Origin of the sequence: Buttiauxella noackiae (genome assembly GCF_000737905.1) — a bacterium.
GTDB lineage: Bacteria > Pseudomonadota > Gammaproteobacteria > Enterobacterales > Enterobacteriaceae > Buttiauxella > Buttiauxella noackiae.
Window position 1 is genome coordinate 1 of record NZ_JPRU01000011.1, and the last position, 11,083, is coordinate 11,083.

General features: G+C 48.2%; 10 protein-coding genes and 2 rRNA genes. 6 read left to right on the forward strand and 6 right to left on the reverse strand.

What is annotated here, in order from left to right:
- Together IX31_RS21905 and grcA are read right to left on the reverse strand one after the other, a co-directional pair.
- Nucleotides 1-298: IS3 family transposase (locus tag IX31_RS21905; protein ID WP_034461811.1), on the reverse strand; the 298-nt coding region annotated here is incomplete at its 3' end.
- A 168-nt stretch (nt 299-466) separates the two neighbouring features.
- Nucleotides 467-850, reverse strand: coding sequence for an autonomous glycyl radical cofactor GrcA (grcA, locus tag IX31_RS21910; protein WP_034461812.1), 384 nt, complete (start codon nt 848-850; stop codon nt 467-469).
- A gap of 320 nt (nt 851-1,170) precedes the next feature.
- Here grcA and ung point away from each other — a divergent pair, with 320 nt between their 5' ends.
- Complete coding sequence (ung, locus tag IX31_RS21915; RefSeq protein WP_034461813.1) at nt 1,171-1,851, forward strand: uracil-DNA glycosylase; 681 nt, start codon at nt 1,171-1,173, stop codon at nt 1,849-1,851.
- Nucleotides 1,852-1,905: 54 nt separating this feature from the next.
- Here ung and IX31_RS21920 read toward each other — a convergent pair whose 3' ends face one another.
- Complete coding sequence (locus tag IX31_RS21920) at nt 1,906-2,967, reverse strand: tRNA/rRNA methyltransferase (protein WP_034461815.1); 1,062 nt, start codon at nt 2,965-2,967, stop codon at nt 1,906-1,908.
- A gap of 211 nt (nt 2,968-3,178) precedes the next feature.
- Between IX31_RS21920 and trxC the strand changes: the two genes are divergently transcribed.
- From trxC to IX31_RS21945, 5 genes are all read left to right on the forward strand, one after another.
- Complete coding sequence (gene trxC / locus IX31_RS21925; protein ID WP_034461817.1) at nt 3,179-3,598, forward strand: thioredoxin TrxC; 420 nt, start codon at nt 3,179-3,181, stop codon at nt 3,596-3,598.
- Nucleotides 3,599-3,687: 89 nt separating this feature from the next.
- The gene (locus tag IX31_RS21930) at nt 3,688-4,389 is read left to right on the forward strand and encodes a tRNA-uridine aminocarboxypropyltransferase (protein ID WP_034461819.1); all 702 of its coding nucleotides are present in this window, start codon (nt 3,688-3,690) and stop codon (nt 4,387-4,389) included.
- 32 nt (nt 4,390-4,421) lie between these two features.
- Complete coding sequence (locus tag IX31_RS21935) at nt 4,422-7,082, forward strand: bifunctional acetate--CoA ligase family protein/GNAT family N-acetyltransferase (protein ID WP_034461821.1); 2,661 nt, start codon at nt 4,422-4,424, stop codon at nt 7,080-7,082.
- Nucleotides 7,083-7,196: 114 nt separating this feature from the next.
- Complete coding sequence (gene pssA / locus IX31_RS21940) at nt 7,197-8,552, forward strand: CDP-diacylglycerol--serine O-phosphatidyltransferase (protein ID WP_034461824.1); 1,356 nt, start codon at nt 7,197-7,199, stop codon at nt 8,550-8,552.
- A gap of 59 nt (nt 8,553-8,611) precedes the next feature.
- Complete coding sequence (locus IX31_RS21945; protein ID WP_034461825.1) at nt 8,612-8,935, forward strand: YfiM family lipoprotein; 324 nt, start codon at nt 8,612-8,614, stop codon at nt 8,933-8,935.
- Here IX31_RS21945 and IX31_RS21950 read toward each other — a convergent pair.
- From IX31_RS21950 to IX31_RS21960, 3 genes are all read right to left on the reverse strand, one after another.
- Entirely contained in the window at nt 8,932-10,236 is a 1,305-nt protein-coding gene (locus IX31_RS21950) for an MFS transporter (protein WP_034461826.1), read from the reverse strand. The genes IX31_RS21945 and IX31_RS21950 overlap by 4 nt on opposite strands.
- Before the next feature lie 214 nt (nt 10,237-10,450).
- Nucleotides 10,451-10,566 (reverse strand): 5S ribosomal RNA (gene rrf, locus IX31_RS21955).
- Nucleotides 10,567-10,676: 110 nt separating this feature from the next.
- Nucleotides 10,677-11,083: ribosomal RNA gene (locus IX31_RS21960) — 23S ribosomal RNA — on the reverse strand; the annotation flags it as partial.

Consider the following 11,083-nt stretch of genomic DNA (forward strand, 5'->3'; position numbering starts at 1 on the left):
ACAGTCKTTCCCACTCACAAACCGTGGAAAAGGCAGGAATAGAGAATGTTGCACAAACTTCGCGAACAGACAGTCGATGCTCACGCATATACAGGATGACGGACTCTTTAAAGACAGGAGAGTAGGTGAAGCGTCGTGTGGTTAGCCCGGCTTCGCCATGAAGCTTCCAGACGGCAGACCACTTACGAACGGCACTGTGATCGATACCAAAACGCTTTGCTGTCGCTTTGTACCCTTCCAGACCGGAAAGATAGTGCTTCACAACCTGAAGTTTGAAGCTAAGAGAATATTTGCTCATAAAAAACTGCACCTTACTCGGTTGGGTGTCCAACTTTTTGGGTGCAGTTCAATTGAGGCGGTTTTTTTACGATCTGAGTCAGGTTTTTAACCGTTTAATAACAGTTATTGAGCCAAACCCATAAAAAAAGCCGGCGCATGAGCACCGGCTTTTTAGATACTTTAGAAATTACAGGCTGGCAGTGAAAGTACGAGCAATAACGTCACGCTGCTGTTCTGCAGTCAGTGAGTTGAAACGCACCGCATAACCAGACACACGAATGGTCAGCTGTGGGTATTTTTCTGGGTGCTTAACTGCATCTTCCAGAGTCTCACGACGCAAAACGTTCACATTCAGGTGCTGACCACCTTCCACACGAACTTCAGGTTTTGCTTCAACTGGGATTTCGCGATATTCGAACTCACCCAATTTGCTCACTTCTACAACTTCGTCTTCTGCAAAGTCAGCTTTAGCACAAACACAACGTGCTTCGCCTTTCTCGCTGTCCAGCAGCCAGATTGAGTTCAGGAGGGAATCATTTGCAGCTTTAGTAATTTGGATACCAGTAATCATTTTATTTCTCCCTATGGGCTAATTTTGTGATTCTATTTCGGGCCATAAGCTGGCTCATTGGTAAAACCATTGTTGCGTTACTGATCTTTATACTAGCCAAAGTCGCTTCAAACTTTGATTTAAATCAATTAAAACCATGCCTGCAATGTGGCTATGATATCATTTATTTGTTTTACATCAACTTAGCTCACCTCGCTTAAATTAAAAATTATGTAAATTTTCAACTTTTTTTAGGTTCCTGCCTTTATAGATGCTCAACCATTTTGCTTAGTAGAAAGAAGTGGTTAAGCTAACATCATTCAGAATCGCAGGAGAGCGAGATGGCCATTCCCCTCACTTGGCACGACGTGCTGGCGCAAGAGAAGCAGCAACCCTATTTCACAAACACTCTGGCAACCGTTGCAGAACGGCGAGCAGCAGGTGTAACGGTTTATCCGCCGCAGAAAGATGTATTCAACGCTTTCAGATTTACAGAGCTGGGTGATGTAAAAGTGGTGATCCTTGGGCAAGACCCTTACCACGGTCCAGGGCAAGCCCATGGACTCGCGTTTTCTGTGCTTCCTGGTATTGCAGTACCACCTTCACTAGCCAATATGTATAAAGAGTTGCAAAACGATATTGCTGATTTTTCACGGCCAAACCACGGCTATTTGGAAAGCTGGGCGCGTCAGGGGGTATTGTTGCTCAATACCGTATTAACTGTTGAAGCAGGCAATGCGCATTCTCATGCGAAATTAGGCTGGGAAACATTCACGGATAAAGTGATAGCGCTGATTAACGAACACTGTGAAGGCGTCGTCTTTTTACTATGGGGTTCACACGCGCAGAAGAAAGGCAGCATTATCGACAGGCAGCGCCATTATGTTTTACAAGCGCCCCACCCTTCACCGTTATCAGCGCATCGGGGATTCATGGGTTGCGGCCACTTCTCTAAAACCAATCAGTACCTGACTGAGCGCAACCAGCCAGCGATTAACTGGACGCCTGTATTGCCAGATTAAAGAGACAAAAAAGCCAGCTTTCGCTGGCTTTTTAAAGCAATCATGACCAAAGCATTACGCTTTGTTTTGACGCCACCATTCTGACAGCAACACACCGGTTGCTACTGATACGTTCAGGCTTTCAACATTACCAGTACCGGTAATCGCCACGCTCATATCAGCATTTTCGAATGTTGCATCGGAAACACCTTCGCGTTCCTGACCTAACACCAGAACCATTTTCTTCGGCAACTCAGCTTTGAAAAGCGGAGTCCCTTTATGGCTTGATGTCGTGACAATCGCATAACCCGCCTTACGGAACTGCTCCAGACCATCTTCGAAGGTCTCACCGCTGATAGCTTCAACATGCTCCGCGCCGCCTTCAGCAGTACGAACAGCTGCGCCAGACTCCAGCATTGCCGCATCTTCCACCAGCAGACCTTTCACACCGAAGTGTGCACAGCTGCGCATGATACCGCCGAGGTTGTGCGGGTTAGCAACGTTTTCCAGGGCCAGTACACAATCTTCTTCACCCGCTTTAGAAAGCCAGCTTTGAACAGTGATACCACGACGTTTTTTGATGATGAAGCAAACACCACCGTGATGCTCAGTACCGGATGCTTTAACCAACTCAGCATCGTCTACCACATGGTAAGCTTTACGGTTTGCTGCCATCCAACGCAGTGCTTCTTTGAAACGCGGAGTTACGCTCTGGACAAACCAGGCACGTACGATGCAATCAGGACGGCTCAGGAACAGAGCCTGACAAGCATTTTCACCGTAAACTCGCGTTTCTTCCGCGCGCTGGCGGCGAATCACTTCAGGGTCAACAATTGGTCTGCCATTGGCACCCATTTGCTCACCTGCTTCAACTACTTCTTCTCTTGGCGGTCGTGAAACGGTACGCCACGGATTATCACCGCGATCGTCACGATCGTCATTACGACTCCGCTCGCGCCCGGCTCCAGGTTTATCATCGCGACGTGGACCACGACGGCCCTCACCCCGTGACGGTGCTGCAGGACGCCCACCACCTTTACCTGTGCGCGGGTTTTGGCTGCGTTTTTCGCTGTCATCGTCACCGCGGACATACATCACTTTGACTTTGCCGCTTTTACCTTTAAATTCGTCGTTCATTCTTCTCTCCACCTGGCTGAGCGCGTGGCGCGCAGATTACCCGATGTGGCACGGCTTAGCCATTAACTTTGGTCAAAAGCCAATAACTATTATATCCATCGAATAAATCACTTGGCTGGTACTCTATTAATCGCTGATAATATTTAACATATAAGAAACATTACTGATGATTTGTACTGTTTTCAGACAACGTATCCTTTAGAGGTTAGCTATGAATACCGTTTGTGCCGCCTGCCAGGCGATTAATCGCATCCCCGATGAGCGTATTGACGACGGTGCGAAATGTGGTCGTTGTGGCCATGAGCTATTTGATGGTGAAGTGATTAATGCCACCAGTGAAACGCTGGATAAACTGCTGCAAGATGACTTACCCGTGGTGGTAGATTTTTGGGCTCCATGGTGTGGGCCATGTGTGAACTTTGCGCCAATCTTCGAAGATGTAGCAGAAGAACGCAGTGGAAAAGTACGTTTTGTGAAAGTGAATACAGAAGCAGAACCGGCACTTAGCGCGCGTTTCCGCATCCGCAGCATTCCCACCATTATGGTGTTCAAAAAAGGTGAAATGGTCGACATGCTAAACGGCGCAATGCCTAAAGCACCGTTTGATAGCTGGCTGAACGAAAACATCTAATTTCACGGGCACGTTTCTTGTGCCCGAATGTTTCTTGTGCCCGAATGCTTCATCTACGTTAGAATGGCGTTTTTAAACTTGTTTATCTGATGACTGAAAACGCCGTCCTACGTCTTCGTGCCGAACGCCTGGCGCGCGCAACTCGTCCTTTCCTTGCTCGTGGTAACCGCATCCGCCGTTGCCAGCGTTGCCTGCTGCCACTAAAACAATGCCTGTGCGAAACATTACAACCACAGAACGCACGGAGTCGCTTCTGCCTGGTTATGTTCGACACTGAGCCAATGAAGCCGAGTAATACAGGACGACTCATTGCAGATATTTTACCTGATACCGAAGCGTTCCAGTGGTCACGAACAGAACCCCCACAGGCTTTGCTCGATTTAGTCAGCTCCCCGGATTACCAACCGATGGTCGTATTCCCGGCATCTTATGCAAACGCTGGGCGAGAAGTGCTGACGACACCACCCAAAACTGGCAAGCCGCCGCTGTTTATCATGCTTGATGGCACCTGGACTGAGGCGCGTAAGATGTTCCGCAAGAGCCCTTATCTTGATCAATTCCCGGTTATTTCGGTGGATTTAAGCATTGTCTCTGCCTATCGGCTCCGCGAAGCTCATGCCGACGGACAATATTGCACAGCAGAAGTCGCAGCAGCATTGCTCGCACTTGCAGACGACGAGCATGCAGCTGTTGGCCTGACAGAACATTTCACGCTATTTCGCGAACGATATCTGGCAGGCAAACCCCATCATCAGTCCAGCATCACAGCAGCAGAGACAGAAAGCGTTTAAACTCACTGAGTTAATTCTCAGGGGAGAGAGCTATGAGTCAACGTGGGCTGGAGGCGCTACTGCGTCCCAAATCAATCGCTGTGATCGGGGCTTCTGCAAAAATAGATCGCGCAGGCTACTTAATGATGCGCAATCTCCTGGCTGGAGGCTTTAACGGCCCGGTAATGCCTGTAACGCCAAGCCATAAAGCGGTTTGCGGCGTTCTTGCCTGGCCTGATATCGCAAGCCTTCCGTTCCCGCCCGATCTTGCCGTCATTTGTACCCACTCAAAACGCAACCTTGAATTGCTACAAGCCTTGGGTGAAAAAGGCTGTAAAGCCTGCATTATTCTCTCTGCTCCACCTGAGCAACTACCTGAATTATTAGCTTGTGCCACTCAATGGCAAATGCGTTTGCTGGGGCCAAACAGCCTTGGTTTGCTTGCTCCGTGGCAAGGGCTTAATGCGAGTTTCTCCCCCGTCCCAATTCAGAAAGGCAAACTGGCTTTTATTTCGCAATCAGCGGCGGTTTCCAACACGATTCTGGATTGGGCTCAGCAGCGTGAGATGGGCTTCTCATGGTTTATCGCGCTCGGTGACAGTCTGGATATTGATGTCGATGAGCTACTGGATTATCTGGCTCGCGATACCAAAACCAGCGCTATTTTGCTTTATCTCGAACACCTCAGCGATGCCCGACGTTTTGTTTCAGCAGCGCGAAGTGCTTCACGTAACAAACCGATTCTGGTGATTAAAAGCGGTCGCAGTGCCAAAGCACAACAGTTGCTTAAAACCCATCTGGGGCTCGATGCCGCGTGGGACGCCGCGATTCAACGTGCAGGTCTTTTACGCGTTCAGGATACTCATGAGCTGTTCTCGGCGGTAGAAACCCTGAGCCACATGCGGCCACTGCGTGGCGAGCGTTTAATGATTGTCAGCAATGGCGCTGCCCCTGCGGCGCTGGCACTCGATGAGCTATGGCTACGTAACGGTAAGCTTGCAACGCTGAGTGATGAAGTCCTCAATAAGCTAAAGAGCACTTTGCCCGTCAGTGTTGAAAGTGGCAATCCACTGGATCTTCGCGATGATGCGACTCCTGAACGTTACCTGCGCGCCATAGAAATACTACTGGATAGCCAGGATTACGATGCCCTGATGATCATCCATGCCCCAAGTGCCGCAGCCCCCGGAACGGTAAGCGCCACCCGGTTAATCGACTTAATCCACAAACATCCTCGCGGCAAATACATCACATTAATAACCAACTGGTGTGGTGAATTTTCCTCTCAGGAAGCCAGGCGGTTATTCAGTGATGCAGGCATTCCTACATACCGCACACCAGAGGGCGCGGTAACCGCATTTATGCATATGGTGGAATACCGTCGAAATCAGAAGCAACTGCGTGAAACACCTGCCCTGCCCGCCAATTTAAAAGCCAATGCCAGTGAAGCTCATAACCTGCTACAACATGCATTAAACGAAGGAGCCACTTCACTCGATACGCATGAAGTACGCCCTATATTGCAGGCTTATGGGCTTAATACATTGCCAACCTGGATTGCCGGTGACAGTGCAGAAGCCGTGCATATTGCCGAGCAGATTGGGTATCCGGTCGCTCTGAAATTACGTTCCCCTGATATCCCGCATAAATCTGAAGTTCAGGGTGTGATGTTGTACCTGAGAACCGCCACTGAGGTTCAACAAGCAGCTGATGCCATAATTGATCGAGTTAAAATGACCTGGCCGCAAGCTCGTATTCACGGGTTGTTAGTACAAAGCATGGCTAACCGTGCAGGCGCTCAGGAGTTAAGAATAGTTGTTGAACACGATCCTGTTTTCGGGCCACTGATCATGCTGGGTGAAGGAGGGGTTGAATGGCGGCCCGATCAACAAGCTGTTGTGGCATTACCGCCACTTAATATGAATCTGGCTCGCTATCTGGTGATTCAGGCCATTAAGAGCGGGAAAATTCGTGGCCGCAGCGCATTACGCCCTCTGGATGTACCAGGCATTAGCCAGGTTCTGGTGCAGGTTTCCAACCTGATTGTTGATTGCCCTGAAATTCGTCGTCTGGATATTCATCCGCTGCTGGCTTCAGGTAATGAGTTCACATTGTTAGATGTCACTTTGCAGCTCGAGAAATTTGAAGGCGACGCAGAAACTCGTCTGGCAATCCGCCCCTATCCCTACCAGCTGGAAGAAGATGTCATCCTTAAGAATGGTGAAAAGTGTCTCTTCCGCCCAATCCTTCCGGAAGATGAGCCATTACTTCAACAGTTTATTTCGCGGGTTACCAAAGAGGATCTCTACTATCGCTATTTCAGTGAGATCAACGAATTTACCCATGAAGATTTAGCCAATATGACCCAGATCGACTACGATCGAGAAATGGCTTTCGTCGCTGTCCGCCAACAAAATGGCCAAAGTGAGATCATCGGCGTCACGCGCGCCATCTCCGACCCCGATAATATTGATGCCGAATTTGCAGTTCTTGTGCGTTCTGATTTGAAGGGTTTGGGATTGGGTCGCCGGCTGCTGGAAAAACTGATTGCCTACACGGGAGAGCATGGGCTCCAGAGGTTAAACGGCATTACCATGCCGAACAATCGTGGCATGGTCTTTTTAGCTCGAAAACTAGGATTTGATGTCGATATTCAACTGGAAGATGGCATCGTAAGTCTGACTCTTCCATTGATAAAAAGCATAGATTCGTGAGTAAGGTACTGGAAAACTTACTCACTTTGCGGGTTAGTAGTGGTATTATCAGCAGGTTCTGACGTCTGGATTTTGCAGAAGGCCATCCAATGAATAGAGAAGATACGCACTGTGATGTTGTCTAAATTTAAACGTAATAAACATCAACAACACCTTGCCCAATTGCCGAAGCTTTCTCAGTCAGTTGATGATGTAAAGACCCTTTTCTCCCCAGCGGATTTCCGTGAAGTTCTGCTGCAAAAAATTGCGAGCGCAACTCGCCGCATCTGTATTGTCGCATTGTATCTTGAGCAAGACGATGCAGGTAAAGCCGTGTTAACTGCACTCTATCAGGCAAAACAGCAACGCCCGGAAATTGAAGTGACCGTTCTGGTGGACTGGCATCGCGCACAGCGAGGCCGTATAGGAGCTGCCGCTACCAATACCAATGCTGACTGGTATCATCGTATGACCGAGGAATATCCCGGCGTAGATATTCCAGTGTACGGTGTGCCAGTCAATACGCGTGAAGCACTGGGTGTTCTGCATTTCAAAGGTTTTATTGTTGATGATTGCGTGATTTACAGCGGTGCCAGTGTGAATGACGTTTATCTGCATCAACATGATAAATATCGTTATGACCGCTATCAGGTAATCTGTAACCCACATCTTTCCGACATTATGTATAACTGGATGCAGGAAAATCTGGTGCGCGGTCGTGCGGTTCATCGCCTGGATAAGCAACACAGGCCAAAAAGCCCGGAGATTAAAAACGATATCCGTCTGTTCCGCCAGGAACTACGAGATGCCAGTTTCCATTTCCAGGGCAATGCCGATAACGAACAGCTTGCCGTTACGCCTTTAGTCGGATTGGGCAAAACCAGCCTGCTCAATAAAACCATCTACCATTTAATGCCGTGTACCGAGCAAAAACTGGTTATCTGTACGCCTTATTTCAACCTGCCAGCTGTGCTGGTACGTAATATTATTCAGCTCTTACGTGAAGGGAAACAGGTTGAGATTATCGTCGGTGATAAAACAGCAAATGATTTTTATATTCCAGAAGATCAACCCTTTAAGATTATCGGTGCCCTACCTTACCTTTATGAAATCAATCTTCGTCGCTTCCTGAGCCGCTTACAATACTACGTTAACAGCGGGCAGTTGATTGTTCGTCTGTGGAAAGACGACGATAACAGCTACCATCTGAAAGGCATGTGGGTCGATGACGAGTGGATGCTTCTGACGGGTAATAACCTCAACCCAAGAGCATGGCGGCTGGATCTGGAGAATGCAATTCTGATTCATGATCCTAAACAGGAACTCACCGTCCAGCGAGACCATGAATTGGATTTGATCCGCACGCACACTACAGTCGTTCAACATTATCGTGACCTACAGAGTATTGCGGAATACCCCGTTAAGGTACGTAAGCTTATTCGCCGCCTGCGCCGTATACGTATAGACCGTTTAATAAGTCGTATTTTGTAGTTCATCGCTATACTGAAAAGCCCTGCTTGCAGGGTTTTTTTGTAGCCAGAGGATCATGAATGCTACGTCTTTTACTCCCTTCAGTGTTACTTCTTAGCGGTTGCAGTCATATGGCTCAAGATCAATGGTCAGGCCAGGATAAAGCACAGCACTTTATTGCATCAGCTATCTTATCGGCTGCAGGCAATGAGTATGGTCAACGCCAGGGCTGGAATGATTCCCGTAGCGCGAATTTCGGTTTTTTATTTTCTGTAAGCCTCGGAGCCACAAAAGAACTTTGGGATAGCCGCCAGGCCGGAAGCGGGTGGAGCTGGAAAGATTTCACATGGGATATAGCCGGTGCAGCCACCGGCTATACGATATGGCAATTAGCCAGCTATTAGAGTTTGATTCCCTTCCCTTTACGGTGCAGCAATAACGACACAAAAAAGGCGAGAGCCCCCATCCCGGAGACATACCAGAAAAATGCCGTTTCCATACCTATCGATTTCAGCGAAAGTGCTACATATTCGGCTGACCCGCCGAACAATGCATTTGCAACTGCGTAGGACAAACCAACACCTAATGCACGAACTTCAGGTGGGAACATTTCAGCTTTCAAAATCCCACTTATTGAGGTGTAAAAGCTGACAATTAGCATCGCGATAATGACCAGCCCAAATGCCGCATAAGGCGAACTCACATGTTGTAAAGCAGTCAGAATCGGTACTGTCATCACGGTCGCAAGTCCACCAAAGCAAAGCATAGAATTTCTGCGGCCAATTTTGTCTGATAACGCACCAAAGAAGGGCTGCACCAACATAAAAATGAACAATGCAAATGTCATCAATGCACTGGCTGTATTGGCATGCATACCTGCAGTATTCACTAGATATTTCTGCATATAGGTTGTGAAAGTATAAAAGCTTAGCGACCCACCGGCCGTAAACCCGAGTACCATAATAAAGGCACGACGGTTTTTCCAAAGCCCACTCAGAGTCCCTGCGTCTTTGTGTTCCCGTGTCGATTTATCTGAGGTTTCATCCAGCGATCGACGTAAGTAGAGGGCAACAACGGCAAGAATGGCCCCCAGTGCAAAAGGTATTCTCCAGCCCCATTCACGAAGCTCTCCATCACTGAGAACTTGTTGAAGCACAACCACAACAAGCAAAGCTAACAGTTGCCCTCCAATAAGCGTTACGTATTGAAAAGATGCATAAAAACCTTTCCGTCCTTCAACGGCAACTTCACTCATATATGTCGCACTGGTACCGTATTCACCCCCAACCGATAACCCTTGAAATAAACGAGCTAATAAAAGAAGCACGGGGGCCCATGTACCAATCGTGGAATAACCGGGTAAACAAGCTATTACCAGAGAGCCGAAACACATCATACAAACAGAGATGAGCATCGAGTTTTTACGTCCATGCTTATCGGCAATATAACCAAACAACCAACCACCAATCGGGCGCATTAAAAAACCTGCGGCAAACACGCCAGCAGTTTGTAGAAGTTGTGTTGTGCTATTGCCAGAAGGGAAAAAGATATGAGCAAAATAGAGAGAACAAAATGAGTAGACATAGAAATCAAACCACTCAACCAGATTCCCCGATGATGCTCCCACAATAGCCCAAATACGACGGCGTGTATCTGAACCTGTCAGAGCTCCATTATCCTGATGTGTTGTTGCAGCTTCTGTCATTTTTTAATCTCCTGTCTTCCTGAATAAGCGTAAAGCCCAGAGATTCAGTAAAGCAGGTGATAAAGCGGATGCTACACAGAGTTATCTGTTTCAATGTAGTTGCGTGAAAAATTGTGAGCGAGCTAATCTTTTCGAAAATATAATGCGAAAATTTCATAAATCGCAGACAGCAAAAAGCCCTGTACGTCAGTACAGGGCTTTCCACTTATTTGGAGCCTGGCAGTTCCCTACTCTCGCATGGGGAGACCCCACACTACCATCGGCGCTACGGCGTTTCACTTCTGAGTTCGGCATGGGGTCAGGTGGGACCACCGCGCTAGTGCCGCCAGGCATATTCTGTTTCATCGACCGTCATGTTATCCACATAACCATCAACTAAAATCTCGGTTCAAGCTGAAAATCAATCTCTGGTCTCTCAACCAAAACACCTTCGGTGTTGTAAGGTTAAGCCTCACGGTTCATTAGTACTGGTTAGCTCAACGTATCGCTACGCTTACACACCCAGCCTATCAACGTCGTAGTCTTCAACGTTCCTTCAGGACCCTTAAAGGGTCAGGGAGAACTCATCTCGGGGCAAGTTTCGCGCTTAGATGCTTTCAGCGCTTATCTTTTCCGCATTTAGCTACCGGGCAATGCCATTGGCATGACAACCCGAACACCAGTGATGCGTCCACTCCGGTCCTCTCGTACTAGGAGCAGCCCCCCTCAATTCTCCAGCGCCCACGGCAGATAGGGACCGAACTGTCTCACGACGTTCTAAACCCAGCTCGCGTACCACTTTAAATGGCGAACAGCCATACCCTTGGGACCTACTTCAGCCCCAGGATGTGATGAGCCGACATCGAGG

What these genes read in the sequence shown, in the direction of transcription:
- pssA (WP_034461824.1), top strand. Translation starts at nt 7,197, where the DNA reads ATGTTGTCTAAATTTAAACGTAATAAACATCAACAACACCTTGCCCAA.
- trxC (WP_034461817.1), top strand. Translation starts at nt 3,179, where the DNA reads ATGAATACCGTTTGTGCCGCCTGCCAGGCGATTAATCGCATCCCCGAT.
- IX31_RS21950 (WP_034461826.1), bottom strand. Translation starts at nt 10,236, where the DNA reads ATGACAGAAGCTGCAACAACACATCAGGATAATGGAGCTCTGACAGGT.
- grcA (WP_034461812.1), bottom strand. Translation starts at nt 850, where the DNA reads ATGATTACTGGTATCCAAATTACTAAAGCTGCAAATGATTCCCTCCTG.
- IX31_RS21935 (WP_034461821.1), top strand. Translation starts at nt 4,422, where the DNA reads ATGAGTCAACGTGGGCTGGAGGCGCTACTGCGTCCCAAATCAATCGCT.
- ung (WP_034461813.1), top strand. Translation starts at nt 1,171, where the DNA reads ATGGCCATTCCCCTCACTTGGCACGACGTGCTGGCGCAAGAGAAGCAG.
- IX31_RS21945 (WP_034461825.1), top strand. Translation starts at nt 8,612, where the DNA reads ATGCTACGTCTTTTACTCCCTTCAGTGTTACTTCTTAGCGGTTGCAGT.
- IX31_RS21920 (WP_034461815.1), bottom strand. Translation starts at nt 2,967, where the DNA reads ATGAACGACGAATTTAAAGGTAAAAGCGGCAAAGTCAAAGTGATGTAT.
- IX31_RS21930 (WP_034461819.1), top strand. Translation starts at nt 3,688, where the DNA reads ATGACTGAAAACGCCGTCCTACGTCTTCGTGCCGAACGCCTGGCGCGC.